The organism is Thiohalobacter sp. COW1 (assembly GCF_016629505.1).
In the GTDB taxonomy this organism is placed as follows: domain Bacteria; phylum Pseudomonadota; class Gammaproteobacteria; order Thiohalobacterales; family Thiohalobacteraceae; genus Thiohalobacter; species Thiohalobacter thiocyanaticus_A.
Genome location: NZ_AP024239.1, coordinates 1,875,553 through 1,891,137, shown reverse-complemented (window position 1 = coordinate 1,891,137; position 15,585 = coordinate 1,875,553). Strand labels below are relative to the sequence as shown.

The 15,585-nt window shown below is 65.1% G+C and carries 13 protein-coding genes and 1 tRNA gene; 12 read left to right on the top strand and 2 right to left on the bottom strand.

From position 1 onward, the window contains the following. Position 1: 1 nt before the first annotated feature. Positions 2 to 802, bottom strand: coding sequence for a prepilin-type N-terminal cleavage/methylation domain-containing protein (locus COW1_RS08805; RefSeq protein ID WP_201343940.1), 801 nt, complete (start codon positions 800 to 802; stop codon positions 2 to 4). Positions 803 to 882: 80 nt separating this feature from the next. Continuing rightward, positions 883 to 1,440: a GspH/FimT family pseudopilin gene (locus COW1_RS08800; RefSeq protein WP_201343939.1), complete on the bottom strand. Its 558-nt coding sequence runs from the start codon at positions 1,438 to 1,440 to the stop codon at positions 883 to 885. A 198-nt stretch (positions 1,441 to 1,638) separates the two neighbouring features. Here COW1_RS08800 and COW1_RS08795 point away from each other — a divergent pair, with 198 nt between their 5' ends. From COW1_RS08795 to COW1_RS08745, 12 genes are all read left to right on the top strand, one after another. Continuing rightward, on the top strand, positions 1,639 to 2,103 hold the full coding sequence (locus COW1_RS08795; protein ID WP_201343938.1) for a type IV pilin protein: 465 nt from the start codon (positions 1,639 to 1,641) through the stop codon (positions 2,101 to 2,103). Then, complete coding sequence (gene thiO / locus COW1_RS08790; RefSeq protein ID WP_201343937.1) at positions 2,103 to 3,218, top strand: glycine oxidase ThiO; 1,116 nt, start codon at positions 2,103 to 2,105, stop codon at positions 3,216 to 3,218. Before COW1_RS08795 ends, thiO begins: the two co-directional genes overlap by 1 nt. Before the next feature lie 75 nt (positions 3,219 to 3,293). Next, positions 3,294 to 3,722, top strand: a complete 429-nt coding sequence (locus COW1_RS08785; protein WP_201343936.1) for a Fur family transcriptional regulator — start codon at positions 3,294 to 3,296, stop codon at positions 3,720 to 3,722. A gap of 216 nt (positions 3,723 to 3,938) precedes the next feature. Then, a complete protein-coding gene (locus COW1_RS08780; protein WP_201343934.1) occupies positions 3,939 to 4,403 on the top strand; it encodes a fibronectin type III domain-containing protein in 465 nt (154 codons plus the stop codon). 19 nt (positions 4,404 to 4,422) lie between these two features. Further along, positions 4,423 to 5,667, top strand: a complete 1,245-nt coding sequence (locus tag COW1_RS08775) for a Zn-dependent hydrolase (protein ID WP_201343932.1) — start codon at positions 4,423 to 4,425, stop codon at positions 5,665 to 5,667. A 285-nt stretch (positions 5,668 to 5,952) separates the two neighbouring features. Further along, the gene (locus tag COW1_RS08770) at positions 5,953 to 6,699 is read left to right on the top strand and encodes a cysteine hydrolase family protein (protein ID WP_096365190.1); all 747 of its coding nucleotides are present in this window, start codon (positions 5,953 to 5,955) and stop codon (positions 6,697 to 6,699) included. Then, positions 6,692 to 8,140, top strand: a complete 1,449-nt coding sequence (locus COW1_RS08765) for a sodium:solute symporter family protein (protein ID WP_201343930.1) — start codon at positions 6,692 to 6,694, stop codon at positions 8,138 to 8,140. The genes COW1_RS08770 and COW1_RS08765 overlap by 8 nt, the downstream gene beginning before the upstream one ends. Continuing rightward, complete coding sequence (locus tag COW1_RS17125) at positions 8,137 to 8,259, top strand: hypothetical protein (protein WP_255405053.1); 123 nt, start codon at positions 8,137 to 8,139, stop codon at positions 8,257 to 8,259. Before COW1_RS08765 ends, COW1_RS17125 begins: the two co-directional genes overlap by 4 nt. Then, entirely contained in the window at positions 8,253 to 9,329 is a 1,077-nt protein-coding gene (locus tag COW1_RS08760; RefSeq protein WP_096365194.1) for an aspartate carbamoyltransferase, read from the top strand. The genes COW1_RS17125 and COW1_RS08760 overlap by 7 nt, the downstream gene beginning before the upstream one ends. A gap of 324 nt (positions 9,330 to 9,653) precedes the next feature. After that, positions 9,654 to 11,678 carry an asparagine synthase (glutamine-hydrolyzing) gene (gene asnB / locus COW1_RS08755; RefSeq protein WP_201343928.1) on the top strand — a complete coding sequence of 675 codons (2,025 nt, stop codon included), beginning with the start codon at positions 9,654 to 9,656 and terminating at the stop codon, positions 11,676 to 11,678. A gap of 154 nt (positions 11,679 to 11,832) precedes the next feature. Further along, positions 11,833 to 11,908, top strand: a tRNA-Thr gene (locus tag COW1_RS08750). Positions 11,909 to 12,089: 181 nt separating this feature from the next. Continuing rightward, entirely contained in the window at positions 12,090 to 15,548 is a 3,459-nt protein-coding gene (locus COW1_RS08745; protein WP_201343925.1) for a class I SAM-dependent DNA methyltransferase, read from the top strand. The last annotated feature ends 37 nt before the right edge of the window (positions 15,549 to 15,585 follow it).

Here is a 15,585-nt window from a genome sequence, read left to right as displayed (position 1 = left end):
TTCACCACTGCCGCAGCAGCCGGTCGTTGGCCAGCCGCACGCGGGTTTGCAGGGTGACGCTGACGTCCGGGTCGCTGCGGCTCTCTGCCCTCAGCCGGATGTCGAGGCGGCGCAGCAGTTGCGCCGGTTCGCCGCGCCGGCAGGCCTGCCCCAGCCGCTGCAGGTTCAGGCAATCGCGGTGCAGCCGGAATTCCAGCCGGGTGACCCGGGTGTCGCTGCCGGTCAGGTTCTGCCAGCGTCCGGCATCACAGCCGTGGTGGCGCCCGCCCTGGCGCTGCTGCAGCCGGCCGCGGCTGAGGCGGAAGCCGAACAGTTCCATGTTCGCCCGGTTGGTATGCGGTCCGACGGCAGTGAGCGATCCGATCCCGACCTCGCGGTCGGCATTCAGGTCATAGCTGTAGAGCAGGCAGGAGGCGGACGGTTCGCCGGGATGCCGGCCGGTGCGGAGGGTGTGCGGGGCTTGCATGAAGGGATTGTCGGCGGGCGCATCCAGCCCCGGGGTGCCGGCCCAGTAGCCGCTGCGTCGGGCGTCCACGGCCATGTGGCCGAGCAGTTCCCGCGCCTCGTAGTTGAGCCGGGTGAGCCGCAGGCTGGCGGCGGTGGCCAGGGCGTTGCCCTGATACAGCCGCAGGGCGCCGGCCAGTACGATCAGGCCCAGGGTGCTGCCGATCAGCAGTTCGGTCAGGGTGAAGCCGCGCTGGTGTAGCCCGCATTTCTTACCGCCGTTCGTCGCGAGGCGGTTCCAGGGTGCGGTATGGCTGGCTTTCGCGACCGAGGAGCGCGCAGGCATAGTCGATACCATGTTGAGCACTCCGACCGAGCGAAAGCCGGTCAGGGCGCGCCTTGGGGCCGTCGCAGTAGAAGGGCGGTGAAAAATGCGGGCTAGCATGGCGCGACCCCCCATGCCCCCTGCGCCCCGGGACGGCAGAGGCGGATGCGTCCGAGCGGGCTGACACGCACCTGCAGCTGCTGCCCGTAACGGTTTTCCAATTCCAGCCGGCCGGCGCTGGCCAGCCCGCGCAGCGGGTCGAAGCGCAAGGATGGCCCCAGGGTGAAGGCGGCACGCTTCAATGTTATACCGGGCCAGGGGCCGGCGTCGCGGCGCTCGAGTCGCTGCACGTTGCGGCGGGTGAACAGGCAGGCCTCGGGGTGGCTGGCGTCCGTCTGTCTGCAGTCGCAGTCGGGTTGGCGCGACAGGCCATAGCACCAGCTGCCGCCGGCGCGGAAGTGCAGGTATACCGGCTGGTTGCCGCCCCGGGTGATCGCCTCCTGGCGGGCCTGCTGCAGGTCGGCGGCCAGTGCCCGCGCGACGCTGTGCAGGCGCTGACGTTCCAGCCACTGGCCCAGGGCGGGCGCGGCCTGGGTGATCAGCAGCACCAGCAGGGCGAGCGCGAGCAATACCTCGATCAGGGTGACACCCCGTTGGTCGTGATCGTCCATGATCCTGTCTCCAAGGTGTGCGGGTGTTAGTATAGGGGGATGGCGGGCGCGTGCCTGCCAGCCGCTGACAACGGATTCTGTCAGCGAGGGATTACGCAAGGAGGCGATATGAACGTGATACGCAGACGGGGCCTGCCCCGGATGAGGCTGGTCCCGAGGACGTCATTCCCGCGCAGGCGGGAATCCAGCAGGCCACCGATGCCAAAGGTACTGGATCCCCGCCTGCGCGGGGATGACGGGTTGGTGAAACCCGGCCCGGGCAGGCGGCATTCGGGCCTGACCCTGCTGGAACTCATGGTCGTGCTGGTGATCGTGGCGCTGCTGACAACCCTGGCCTGGCCGGGCTTCGTCGAGCACTTCCAGCGGGTGCGGCGGCAGGATGCGATGACCACCCTGCTGCGCATCCAGCTGCAGCAGGAACAGTGGCGGGCCCAGGATACCGACTACGCGACCCTGGCCGAGTTGGGCTGGGGGACGGCGCAGTCACTGGCGGGGCATTACCGGCTGGAGTTGCGCGCCCGCGGTCCGGCCGGCTACCGGGTGATCGCCCGGCCGCGGCGCAACGGGGCCCAGGCCGGAGATCCCTGCGGGGCCTTCGCGCTGGATCAGGACGGGCCGGTGCTGGGCTCGGGGTTTGCCGGTGCCCGCTGTTGGCGAGGTTGATGAATACACAGACATACACATCAGAGCCTGTCACCATCATCGGCGGCGGCATCATCGGCATGTTCACCGCCTATGTGCTGCGCCGCGCCGGCTGCGAGGTCAGCCTGCTGGAACGCGGCGATGTGGGCCAGGAGTCCTCCTGGGCCGGCGGCGGTATCCTTTCGCCGCTCTATCCCTGGCGCTACCCCGATCCGGTGAATGCCCTGGCCTGCTGGAGTCAGGATCATTACCCGGACTGGATCGGCGATATCCGGGAACTCAGCGGGATCGACCCGGAACTGGAACCCAGCGGCATGCTGGTCCTGGACCCGGACCAGCAGCCGGAGGCGCAGGACTGGGCGGTGCGCTTCCGGCGCGAGGTGCGCGCGCTGGACCCGGCCGGGGTCCATGCCCTGGAACCGGCCCTGGCCGCCGATACCGGCGCGGGCCTGTGGCTGCCGTTCGTCTCCCAGGTGCGTAACCCGCGGCTGGTCAAGGCGCTGCGCGGCGCGCTCTCCGCCCTGGAGGTGCCGGTGCGCGAACACTGCGAGGTCACTGCCTGTGTGTGCGACGAGACCGGCGGGCGGGTCACGGCGGTGGCCACGACCGGGGGCGAGATCCCGGTGCAGATCCTGGTGGTCGCCGGCGGGGCCTGGACCGGCCGGCTGCTGGCCGCGACCGGCTGGAGCCTGCCGATCGAGCCGGTGCGCGGCCAGATGCTGCTGCTGCGGGCCGAGCCGGGGCAGTTGCGGCACATGGTGCTTGCCTCCGGCCACTACCTGATCCCCCGTCGCGACGGCCGCATCCTGGCCGGCAGCACCCTGGAGTATACGGGGTTCGACAAGACCACCACCCCCGAGGCCGAAGATGAGTTGCTGCGGTTTGCCACCACGCTGGTGCCGGACCTGGCCCGGGCGCCGGTGGAACACCACTGGGCCGGGCTGCGGCCGGGCTCGCCGCACGGTATCCCGGCCATCGGCCGCCACCCGGTACTGCGCAACCTCTATATCAATACCGGGCATTTCCGCAACGGCGTGGTCATGGGGCCGGCCTCGGCCCGACTGCTCGGGGATCTGCTGCTCGGGCGCGAGCCGATTCTGCCGCCGGCCGACTATGACCCTGAAAAAATTGGGTAAATCGGGTCCGGCCAGGCCATGTTTCAGGGGCTGGATATAGACTTGTTCTAAAAGTTGGCGTTATAATCCGTCGTCATGGAAACAACCGTCCACAAGCCGCTGGATGCCAGGCAGGCCATGGGCCTGCTGACGCAGCATGATATCCAGCCCACCCAGCAGCGGGTGCAGATCGCGCGCGTCCTGTTCGCACGGGACCAGCACCTGTCGGCCGATGATGTGCTGCGGATGGTCAACCAGGATACCGCCCGCGTCTCCAAGGCCACCGTCTACAACACCCTCGGCCTGTTCGCGAGCAAGGGGCTGGTGCGGGAGGTCATCGTCGATCCCAGCCGGGTTTTCTACGATCCCAACACCGAACCCCACTACCACTTCTATAATGTCGATACCGGCAGCCTGACCGACATCGATCCCAGCGAGTGCAGCCTGACGCGCCTGCCGGCCCCGCCCCCGGGGACGGTCACCGACGGCGTCGATATCATCATCCGGATCCGCAACGGCGACTGAGCCGCTCTTCGATTACCTTGTTTCATCCGGGTAGGATGGGGGAAGGCGCATGCCCTAACCCATCATTGCGCCAACCGCTGCGATGGGTTGCGTTCGCTTCACCCATCCTACGTTCTATCCGGTAACTCATTGATGTTGTTTTGCGAATAAATAGTTTTGTGCAATAATATCGACTGTTCGGAGCCGCACACAGACAAGCTGCGGAGCCAGAATCAGATGCCTTTATCCAGACTGAACAAAATCCGCGACCCCCGCGCCCTGCGGTCGCTGGGACTGACGGGCCTGCTGCTGTTGTTCGCTGCTGCCCTGCCGGTCCGGGCGGCTCCGCCCGTGCTCGAAACCAGCCAGTCCCTGGCCACGGCCGGCGACTTCCGGCTCAGCTGGCAGGGCGGCGAAGAAGGGGCGGTCTACGAACTCCAGCAGTCCGCGGCGCAGGGGTTCACCCAGACCCGCACCCGCTACCGGGGACCCGACACGGCCACCCAGCTGAGCGGTCTGCCCGACGGTGACTATAGTTACCGGGTCCGGGTGGTCGACCCCGGCCCCTCGGCCTGGAGCGAGGCGGTGACGGTCGAGGTGCGCCACCATCCGTTGTCCCGCGCCCTGGGTTTCTTCGCCGTCGGGCTGGTGGTGTTCGTGGCCACTGTCATCCTTATCACGCGCGGCGCGCGCGACGACTGAGCCGGACAAGGATCCGTTTATGTCAGCACCCTTTGAAATCGATTTCCCCCGCCTGCAGGCCGACATCGAGGCCCTGTCCCAGATCGGCCGGCGCGAGGACATGGGCCTGTACCGCATGGCCTTCAGCGACGGCGACATGGCCGGCCGCGAGTGGCTGGCCGGGCGCATCGAGGCGGCCGGGCTGGAACTGTTCGTCGACGGCGCGGCCAATGTTCACGCCCGTCTGGGCTGGGACGGCAAACGCCCGAGTGTGATGATGGGCTCGCATGCCGACACCGTGCCCGGTGCCGGGCACCTGGATGGCGCCCTGGGCGTGCTGGTCGCACTGGAATGCGTGCGCTGCTTCAAGGATCACGACATTCCCCTGCGCTTTCCCCTGGAAGCGGTCTCCTTCACCGACGAGGAGGGCCGCTTCGGCGGCATGTTCGGCTCCCAGGCCCTGTGCGGTTTCCTCACCCCGGAGAAGATCCATCAGGCCCGCGACCTCGACAACATCAGTATTGTCGAGGCCATGCAGGCCCGCGGCATGAACGCCATGGATGCCCTGCGCGCGGCGCGCCGGCCCGAGACCATCCACGCCTTTCTGGAACTGCACATCGAGCAGGGCCCGGTGCTGGACCGCCACGGCGTCGGCATCGGCGTGGTCGACGGCATCGCCGGGCTGTTCAAGTGGGACGTGCGCCTGATCGGCGCCGCCAACCATGCCGGCACCACGCCCATGACCATGCGCCGCGATGCCTTCCAGGGCCTGGCCGAGTTCGCCATGGAGATCAACCGCATCCTGGAGGAGCACGGCAGTCCGGCCAGTGTCGCCACCATCGGCCGGGCCCAGTTGTTCCCCGGCGCGGCCAATGTGGTGCCGGGCACGGTGGAGTTTTCGCTCGAGGTGCGCGATACCGATCCCCAGGTGCTGTCGCAGCTCAATGATGCCTGCCGTCGCACCCTGTCCACCATCGCCCGCCGCCGCGATCTGATGTTCGAGTTCGAGGTGCTGAGCGAACTGGAGCCGGTGCACTGCGACAAGGGCCTGATCGAGACCATCGCCGAGACCGCCGATCAACTGGGCATGGAGACATTGCGCATGCCCAGCGGCGCGGCCCACGATACCCAGATGCTGGCCAGACTGACCCGCGCCGGTATGATCTTCGTCCCCAGCAAGGAAGGGCGCAGCCACTCCCCGGCCGAATGGACCGACTGGGAGGATATCCAGCGCGGCGCCAACCTGGCGCTGCAGGTGCTGCACCGGCTGGCGGCCGAGCAATGAGGGTTCTGAGTCGAATGGTATTTACTTAACCCGATTAACACCCGTCATTGCGAGGAACGAAGTGACGTGGCAATCTCCAACCGACTGATTCCGCGGTATGAGATTGCCACGCTGCGCTCGCAATGACAGCTAAAGTAAGTGCCATTCGGTTCTGAGTCTGATCATGCATTACGGGATTGCCGCGCTACGCTCATAGAACCTCTTCGGGCTTCATTATGAGTACCCTGCTTTCGGGTCAGGGCATCGCAATGAGGCAAACGAATCCGGAACCAGAAGCCGATAGCTATGGAAGACAACAAACGGGAAGCACAACAGATCGAACAGTTCACCGATGTTGATCCGCTGCGGGAGACCTACCGCGAATCCATCACCGATGTTCCGGCGCTGCAGAAATCCCTCGAGCGGCACAACACCGCGCTGCTGTGCATCGATCTGCAGTACCTGGATGCCGCCCGCGGCCATGGCGTGTTCGCCGACGCCGAACGCTCCGGCGTGCCGATTGCCGCGCAGGAGTACTATTTCGACCGCCTGGAACACGTGGTGCTGCCCAACGTGCGCCGGCTGCAGGACGCCTTCCGCGACAACCGTCTCGAGGTGATCCATACCCGCATCCAGTCCCTGACCCAGAACGGCCGTGATCGCGGTCCGGGCCACAAGCGTCTGGGGCTGCATGCCGCGCCGGGTTCCAAGGAGGCCGAGTTCATCGAACTGGTGGCCCCCTGCGGCGACGAGATCGTGATCAACAAGACCGCCAGCGGCGTGTTCAACTCCACCAACATCGAATATATCCTGCGCAACCTGGGCATCACCGGCCTGGTGGTGGTGGGTGTGTACAGCAACGAGTGCGTCTCCACCGCTATCCGCGACGCCTGCGATCTCGGCTTCTACGTCACCCTGGTGGAGGATGCCTGCGCCACCGTCACGCCGGAACTGCAGCAGGCCACCATCACCACCATGAAGGACCGCTATGCCCGGGTCATGACCACCCACGAGATCATCGACGAAATCAGGGAAGTGGTGACCGATGAATAGCGTCAACAGCGCCATTCTGGATCCGACCATCGGCTGGACCATCCTGGCCATCTTCAGCGTGATCTGGGTGTTTCTCGGCTGGTTCTGGGGCCGCAAGGCACAGGAACTGGACGAATACGTGCTGGCCGGGCGCAAGGTCGGCATTGCGCTCGGCACCGCCACCGCCATGGCCACCTGGGTGACCAGCAATACCACCATGACCGCGCCCGAACTGGCCTACCGCATGGGCGTATGGGGCATGCTCGGCTACTCGCTCGGCTCGGTCGGACTGCTGCTGTTCGCGCCATTGGCGCGGCGCATCCGCCGGCTGATGCCGTTCGGCTACACCAGCGGCGATTTCGTGCGGCTGCGCTACGGGCGCACCGCCTGGTATGTGTTCCTGGTGATTTCGCTGGTCTACGGCCTGGGCTGGCTGGTCAGCATGGGCATGGCCGGCGGCAAGCTGATCAACGCCCTGACCGGCATCGAGTATATCTACGGCATGTCGGTGATTCTGGTGATCTGCGTCGGCTACACCCTGCTGGGCGGCTTCCGCGCCGTCATCGGCACCGATTTCATCCAGGCCATCCTGATCCTGACCGGGCTGGTCGTCATCGCCTATCTCGCCATCGACAAGATCGGCTTCGATGAGATCCATGAAAGCGTGACCCGCGAGCGGCCGGAACTGCTCAATCTGCTGATGCCGGCGGCGATCATGTTCCTGTTCAACAACCTGTTGTTCGGCGTCGGCGAGATCTTCCACTCCAATGTCTGGTGGAGCCGGGCCTTCGCCTTTCGCGAGGACGTCGGCTTCAAGGCCTATTTCACCGCCGGCATCTTCTGGGCGCCCATCCCGATCGTTGCCGGCTTCATCGCCCTGGCCGCGCCGGCCATGGACGTGAACGTGCCGGCCGCCGACATGGTCGGCCCGCTGGTCTCCAGCGAGATCCTGGGCGTGACCGGCGCCGTGCTGGTGCTGATCATGGTGTTCTCGGCCCTGTCCTCCAGCCTGGACTCGTTGCTGGCCGCGACCAGCATCCTGCTGGTGGAGGACATCTACCGCCGTCACCTGCGGCCGAAGGCCGCGCCGGGTGAACTGCGCAGCGCTACCCGCTGGACCATCCTGGGCCTGGGGATCCTCACCTGGATCGTCAGTGCCCTGCAGCTCGGTACCCTGGCGCAGGTGCTGCACTTCACCGGCGCCTTCGTGGCCAGCACCATCTGGCCCATCGCCGCCGGCCTGTTCTGGAAACGCACCAACACCGTCGGTGCAGTGCTGGGCATGGCCTTGGGCAGTCTTGCCGGTATCATTGCCTATCACATGATCGGTTTCTACGTCGCCGCCCTGACCGGTGCGGCCGTGTCCATGGCGCTGGTGCTGGTCAGTACCTGGCTCTGGCCGCAGGACTACGACTGGGATAGGCTGTGCGAGGCCCACCCCGGCGAGGAGCAGACTGCATGATGGCAAGCCAGGATTTTTTATCCATACTGGTCAGCATCGCCCTGGTGATCACCGCCATCGCGCCGGTGGCGCTGCTGGTTATGCTGATTCGCGACTGGAAGCGAGGTAATCTCTGGTGAACGAGTACGAAGCGCTGCTGCGCGAGCCGGTTCAGCCCAAGGACGGCACCCGCGGCAACGAGCGTCCCCTGGCCCTGGTCGAACATGTGCAGGAAGACCCCGAGCCGCTGGTGGATCTGGCCAACCGGCATGTGGTCTCCGCCCGTCAGTTCGACCGCCGCACCGTGGCCCAGCTGTGTCGCATGGCCGCCATGTACGAGACCACGCCGCATCTGATGCAGCCGCCGCTGGCCGGCAAGATCCTGATCAGCGCCTTCTACGAGCCCAGCACCCGCACCCGGCTGTCGTTCGAATCGGCCTGGCACCGCCTGGGCGGCGATATCATGTCCATCACCGATCCGGCCAGTACCGGCATCGCCAAGGGCGAGTCGTTGGCCGACGTGGCCGAGATGTTCAACAACTACGGCGACCTGGTTGTACTGCGCGACAGCAGCGATACCGCTGTCTACGAGATGCTGGAATCCCTGCGCATCCCCATCATCAATGCCGGTAACGGCATCGACGAGCATCCCACCCAGGCCCTGGCCGATGTTTATGCGATTTTCAAATGGCGCCCGGAGTTGCTGGATGCGCAGGTCGCCGAGGCCGACAGGATCCGCATCGGCATCATCGGCGTGCCCGCCCGCATGCGCACCGTGCGCAGCCTGCTGCTGTTCCTGTCGCTGTTTCCGCAGGCCATCAGCGAGATCGTGATCATCTGCGATACCGAGGATGCCTTCGACGATGGTCAGAAGGCGGAGTTGGAGCAGGCCGGTCTGAGCCTGCGGGTGGCGCGGCGGCTCAACGACGAGCTGCCCGGACTGGACGTGGTGTACATCAACTCCATCGCCTGGGTCGGCGATACCTTCGAGCGCCTGGGCGAGGAACTTGCGCTTACCGCCAACTCACCGCTCAAGCCCGGGTCGATCATCCTGCATCCGCTGGCGCGCGGCGAGGAACTGTCCACCGACCTGGACGCTACACCGCACAACTGGTACTTCGCCCAGGCCCGCGGCGCGGTCTATATCCGCATGGCACTGTTGACCACCATCACCCAGCGCATCTACCAGGTGATGGATCTGTCGACCTGATACGCTCCTGACTGACTCACGTCATTGCGATGCCCTGACCCGGAGGGTAGGGTACCCATAATGAAACCCGAAGGGGTTCTATGGGGAGCGCCGTGGCACAAGCGAGCTTGCGAGCGCAGAACGCCCGCAGGGCGGCCCCGAAGGGGTGAGCGTAGCGAATAATCTCCGGCCGACTGGTTCTGCGTTACGAGTCCGTAGGTCGGGTTGGCGCAGCGTAACCCGACAACCCGCGGCATGTTGGGTTACGGTGCTGTGCACCTGACCCAACCTACGTCCGTTTTTTATGCAATTATTAGGTTAACTCTTTAAGAAGGTTTCAAGACTATGTGTGGAATCGCCGGCTACATGCACGCCGATCCGGATAAGCAGATCGACCCCGACCAGTTGGTGGCCATGGCCGCCATCCAGTATCACCGCGGCCCCGACGGCTTCGGCTATCACGTCATGCAGGACCGCGGCGTGGGCTTCAGCCATGCGCGTCTGACCATCATCGACCTGGACGAGAACCGCGGCAAACAGCCCTTCGTCTCCGAGGACGGCAACCTGATGCTGGCCATGAATGGCGAGCTCTACGACTACAAGCGCATCCGCGCCGATCTCACCTCGCGCGGTGCGCGTTTCCGCACCAAGAGCGACTCCGAGATGGTGCTGCACCTGTATCCGCAGAAGGGCCTGGAGGACATGCTGCCTTACCTGCGCGGCGAGTTCGGTATCTCGCTGTATGACCGGGAGCGCGACCGCCTGATCCTGATCCGCGACCGCTTCGGGGTGAAGCCGCTGTACTGGACCGAGCAGAACGGCCAGTTCGTGTTCGGCTCCGAACTCAAGGTGCTGTTCGCCCATCCCGATGTGCAGCGCCGCTTCAATGCCAAAGGTGTATACCATCAGCTGATGCAGACGGTGGTGCCCGGCAGCACTGCCTTCGACAACATCCACCAGGTCAAGCCCGGGCACGCGGTGATCGTCGAGCGCGCCCACGGCAAGTTCAAGATCCGCGACTTCAAGTACTGGGACATGGACTTCCCCACCATGGAGGAGCGCGGCCCGCAGCTCGAGGACGACTACGACGAACAGGAATACATCGAAGGCGTGCGCCGGGAGCTGCTGGAGGCCGTGCAGCTGCGACTGGAGGCCGACGTGCCCGTGGCCTGTTATCTGTCCGGCGGCATCGACTCCTGCGCCATCCTCGGCATGTCCGCGGCCACCCAGCAGTCGCCGGTCAAGGCCTTCACCATCGGCTTCGACGACGCCGACTACGACGAGTCCGCCATCGCCCGCGAGATGGCCGAGTCGGTCGGCGCCGACCAGGACATCATGATGCTCAACGCCGGCCACCTCTACGACAACTTCGAAGAGACCCTGTGGCACGCCGAGCGCACCATCTACAACACCCTGGGCGTGGCCAAGCTGCTGATGAGCCGCCACGTCAACCAGGCCGGCTACAAGGTGGTGGTCACCGGCGAGGGCTCGGACGAGTTGTTCAGCGGCTATCCGGCCTTCCGCATGGACCTGTTCCGCCACGGCCTGGACACCCTGCCCGAGGCCGAGCGCGCCGTCATGCAGCAGATGCTGGCCGAATCCAACAAGCTGTTCTCCGGCGCCATGCTGGCCGAGGATGAGTACGACGATCCCGCCCTGGACAAGCTGGTCGGCTTCACCCCCAGCTGCCTGCAGCCCTGGCTGTCGGCGTCGGAGCATGTCGCACCGCTGCTGCACCCGAGCCTGCGCAAGGAAGTGGAGGGTTACTCCCCCGGCACGGCCATCGCCGAGGCGCTGGACGGTGACATGCTGGAAGGCCGCCACCCGCTGGACAAGGCCCAGTACGTCTGGATCAAGACCATGCTCGAGGGACAGATCCTGACCTGGGGCGGCGACCGCGTGGACATGGCCAACTCCATGGAGGCGCGCCCGCCCTTCCTGGATCACCACCTGGCCGAGTACGCCGCCAGACTGCCGGTCACCATGCGTATCCGCGGCCGCACCGAGAAGTATGTCCTGCGCGAGGCCATGCGCGGCCTGCTGCCCAAGGTCCTGTACGAGCGCGAGAAGTTCGCCTTCATGGCGCCGCCCGCGCATACCGACCCGAAGAAATGGGCGGCCATGAAGGCCCTGGCCGACCGCTACCTCTCCGACGAGGCCATCGAGCAGGCCGGCATCCTGGATCCGGCCGGCGTGCGCGCCCTGTTCGAGAAGCACGAGGACCCCGAGACCAGCGCCTCCACCCAGGTCCAGCTCGACGCCGTCATCAACCACATGATCGGTGTCCAGGTCCTGCACAAGCACTTCGTGCAGACCGATGTCCCCGCCCAGGCCCGTGCCAAAGCGAAGGAACTCGGCTGGGCCGCCTGAGAGAGACCCCAAAACAATCCCCTCTCCCCCTATCAGGGGGAGAGGGTCAGGGTGAGGGGGTATCTAAAGACCGCCGCCGGGCGTTAGGTAGCCCCTAACCCCCTGAAAACCAAAATGGACCCCGCGCGCGGCATCTTTTATACTTGCCGCCGCCGCCGGAGTAGCTCAGTCGGTAGAGCAACTGATTCGTAATCAGTAGGTCGGGGGTTCGATTCCTCTCTCCGGCACCATAAAATCAATGAGTTGATGAAGCCCGCCGCGAGTGGGCTTTTTCATGTAGACGCTATGTAGACATGCGGCGGCAGCGGAGGGGCTTGCGGCTGCCTGGTTGCGCCGGGAGCGGATTTTCGTTTTATTGAGTACTCGGGCTTTGCAGTCCAGATAATAACGACCAACAGGCAATCGATAGGCGTGTCAGGCGAGAGCAGCACCCAGGACTTCATTCAGCGTTGGCACAATGCCAGCGGCAGCGAGCGTGCCAACTACCAGCTCTTTCTCACCGAGTTGTGCGCGCTGCTCGAGGTGGACCGTCCCGATCCCGCCAGCCTGGACACCGAGGAAAACGCCTACGTCTTCGAACGCAAAGTCAGCTTCCGTCACCCCGATGGCAGCACCTCCAACGGCTTCATCGATCTCTACCGCCGCGGCAGTTTCGTGTGCGAGGCCAAGCAGACCAACCTGGAACTCGACTCCAAGGGCTGGGACAACGCCATGCTGCGCGCCCATGCCCAGGCCCAGCAATATGCCCGCGCCCTGCCGGCCGGAGAAGGCCGGCCGCCGTTCGTCATCCTGGTCGACGTCGGCCGCAACATCGAAATCTATGCCGAGTTCACCCGCTCGGGCGCGACCTATGTGCCTTACCCCGATCCGCGCTCGCACCGCATCCGCCTGGAGGACCTGCACCGGCCCGAGGTCCAGGATACCCTGCGAGCCATCTGGAATGATCCGCTGTCGCTGGACCCGGCGCGGCGCTCCGCCCGGGTCACGCGCGAGATTGCCGGGCAGCTGGCCAGCCTGGCCAAGTCGCTGGAGGCTGCCGGCCATGGCGCCGATGCCGTCGCCGCCTTTCTCATGCGCTGCCTGTTCACCATGTTCGCCGAGGATGTGGGTCTGCTGCCCGAGCGCAGCTTCACCGGCCTGCTGGAGGAGGTGCGCAAGCAGCCGGAACTGTTCACCCGCCTGACCCCCGGCCTGTGGCAGGCCATGAACCATGGCGGCTTCTCGGCCGAATTGCGCAGCGATGTGCTGCGTTTCAACGGCGGCCTGTTCGCCGATCCCACCGCGTTGCCGCTGGACAAGCATCAGCTTGACCTGCTGTTGGCGGCTGCCCGGGCGGACTGGCGACATGTCGAGCCGTCGATTTTCGGCACCCTGCTGGAACGCGCCCTCGACCCGCGCGAACGCCATCAGCTCGGGGCCCACTACACCCCGCGCGCCTATGTCGAGCGCCTGGTGCTGCCCACGGTGATCGAACCCCTGCGCGAGGAGTGGGCCATCGCCCAGGCCACCGCGCTCAAGCACGACCGCGACGGCAAGCGCGACAAGGCCCTGGCCGAACTGCACGCCTTTCACCGCCGGTTGTGCAGCGTGCGCGTGTTGGACCCGGCATGCGGCTCAGGCAACTTCCTCTATGTCACCCTGGAACACCTCAAGCGCCTGGAAGGCGAGGTGCTCAACGCCCTCGACGCCCTGGGCGACACCCAGGGCGTGCTGGAAATGGCAGGTATCACCGTCGACCCGCACCAGATGCTGGGCCTGGAGACCAACCCGCGCGCCGCCCGCATCGCCGAGGCGGTGCTCTGGATCGGCTACCTGCAATGGCACTTCCGCACCCGCGGCAGCGTCAACCCGCCCGAGCCGGTGCTCAAGGATTTCCACAACATCGAATGCCGCGACGCCGTACTGGACTGGGACAAGATCGAACTGGTGACGGACGAGCACGGCAAACCCGTCACCCGCTGGGACGGTCACACCATGAAACCCCACCCGGTCACGGGCGAACAGGTGCCGGATGAAAGCGCGACGCGCACGGTGGAGCAGTACCTCAACCCGCGCAAGGCGGAATGGCCGGAGACGGATTTCGTCATCGGCAATCCGCCTTTCATCGGCGCCTCCCGCATGCGTACGGCCTTCGGCGACGGCTATGTCGAGGCCCTGCGCCAGACCTATCCGGACGTCCCCGAATCCGCCGACTATGTCATGTACTGGTGGCACAAGGCCGCCAACCTGGCCCGCGCCGGATCAATCCGCCGCTTTGGTCTCATCACCACCAACAGTCTGCGCCAGACCTTTAACCGCCGAGTAGTCAAGCTACACCTCGACCACAAGCAGCCACTGTCGCTGGTGTTCGCTATTCCCGATCATCCCTGGGTGGATGCCGCTGATGGCGCGGCAGTCAGGATCGCCATGACAGTAGGTACCGGTGGTGAGCATCCGGGCAAGCTGTTGCAGGTCCAGGCCGAGAGAGAAGGGGACGGTGAGGGTAAGGATGTACAGCTCAGCACGCAGCCGGGAAAGCTGCACGCCGACCTCAGCATCGGCGCCGATGTGACCTCAGCCGTGAACCTGCGTGCCTGTGAAGGTATCAGTTCACCTGGCGTGAAACTGCATGGCGCGGGGTTCATCGTTACCCCGGATGAGGCCGCCGAGTTGGGCCTGGGCCGGATTCCGGGGTTGGAGCGGCACATTCGCCAGTATCGCAACGGCCGGGATCTGACGAAGACGCCGCGCGGTGTGCTGGTGATCGACTTGTTCGGGCTTGAAGCCGAAGATATACGTCGCCATTATCCGGAAGCCTACCAATGGGTAAGCGAACGCATCAAACCGGATCGCGATGCTAAAGCTCATACAAAAGATGGTGCCGGTTATGCAAAATACTGGTGGCTTTTCGGAAAGCCACGGCAAGAGTTGCGGCGAGCCTTAACTGGATTGAGGCGGTATATTGCAACGGTTGAGACCAGCAAGCACAGGTTTTTTGTCTTTCTTGACATAGATATCCTTCCGGACAACAAGCTAATAAATATAACTGTAGAGGATGCCGTTATTCTTGGCGCGTTAAGCTCGCGTCTACACGTTGCCTGGTCATTCGCAACTGGGAGCAACCTCGGAGCAGGGAATGACCCTGTCTATGTGAAAACCCGTTGCTTTGAGACATTTCCCTTTCCCGAAACAACGGAGGCTCAAACAACACGCATCCGCAGCCTGGCCGAACAACTCGACACCCATCGCAAGCACCAGCAGGACCAACATCCCGACCTCACCCTGACCGGCATGTACAACGTGCTGGAAAAGCTGCGCCGGGGAGAAAGCCTGACGCCGAAGGAAAAGACCATCCACGAACAGGGCCTGGTCTCGGTGCTGGCGGAACTGCACGACGAACTCGACCGGGCCGTTCTCGACGCCTACGGCTGGGGCGATCTTGCCTCCGCCCTGGTCGGCAAACCCGGCGGCACTACGCCTTACCCGGACAAGCCCGCCGAGCAGGCCGAGGCCGAGGAGGAACTGCTCGCGCGGCTGGTGGCGCTCAACGCCGAGCGCGCTGCCGAGGAGGCGCGCGGCCATATCCGCTGGCTGCGGCCGGAGTTCCAGAACCCCGAGGGCACCCGCGCCGAGCAGGGCGAGATGGCGGCAGAAGAGATGCCGGTGGCCGCCGCCGCGCAGAAGAAACCGGCCTGGCCGAAGAAATTGCCCGAGCAGGTCCAGGCCCTGCGTTCCTCCCTGCTCGCCGCCCCGGCGCCGCTCACCAGCACCCAGGTCGCCCGTCACTTCAACCGCGCCCAGACCCGCAAGGTGGAGGAGTTGCTCGAAACCCTGGTCGCCCTCGGCCAGGTGCAGCGTACCAAGGAAGGTTTATATAGCTTTGGCGGTTAAAGGCCGAGAAAATGCCTTTTTTAAAGGGGTCGGTGAC

Excerpts from the sequence above, each read along its gene's own strand:
- COW1_RS08805 (WP_201343940.1), bottom strand. The coding sequence starts at position 802 with ATGGTATCGACTATGCCTGCGCGCTCCTCGGTCGCGAAAGCCAGCCAT.
- COW1_RS17125 (WP_255405053.1), top strand. The coding sequence starts at position 8,137 with ATGATGGCAAGCCAGGATTTTTTATCCATACTGGTCAGCATCGCCCTG.
- thiO (WP_201343937.1), top strand. The coding sequence starts at position 2,103 with ATGAATACACAGACATACACATCAGAGCCTGTCACCATCATCGGCGGC.
- COW1_RS08770 (WP_096365190.1), top strand. The coding sequence starts at position 5,953 with ATGGAAGACAACAAACGGGAAGCACAACAGATCGAACAGTTCACCGAT.
- COW1_RS08785 (WP_201343936.1), top strand. The coding sequence starts at position 3,294 with ATGGAAACAACCGTCCACAAGCCGCTGGATGCCAGGCAGGCCATGGGC.
- COW1_RS08765 (WP_201343930.1), top strand. The coding sequence starts at position 6,692 with ATGAATAGCGTCAACAGCGCCATTCTGGATCCGACCATCGGCTGGACC.
- COW1_RS08795 (WP_201343938.1), top strand. The coding sequence starts at position 1,639 with ATGCCAAAGGTACTGGATCCCCGCCTGCGCGGGGATGACGGGTTGGTG.
- COW1_RS08800 (WP_201343939.1), bottom strand. The coding sequence starts at position 1,440 with ATGGACGATCACGACCAACGGGGTGTCACCCTGATCGAGGTATTGCTC.
- COW1_RS08780 (WP_201343934.1), top strand. The coding sequence starts at position 3,939 with ATGCCTTTATCCAGACTGAACAAAATCCGCGACCCCCGCGCCCTGCGG.
- COW1_RS08775 (WP_201343932.1), top strand. The coding sequence starts at position 4,423 with ATGTCAGCACCCTTTGAAATCGATTTCCCCCGCCTGCAGGCCGACATC.
- asnB (WP_201343928.1), top strand. The coding sequence starts at position 9,654 with ATGTGTGGAATCGCCGGCTACATGCACGCCGATCCGGATAAGCAGATC.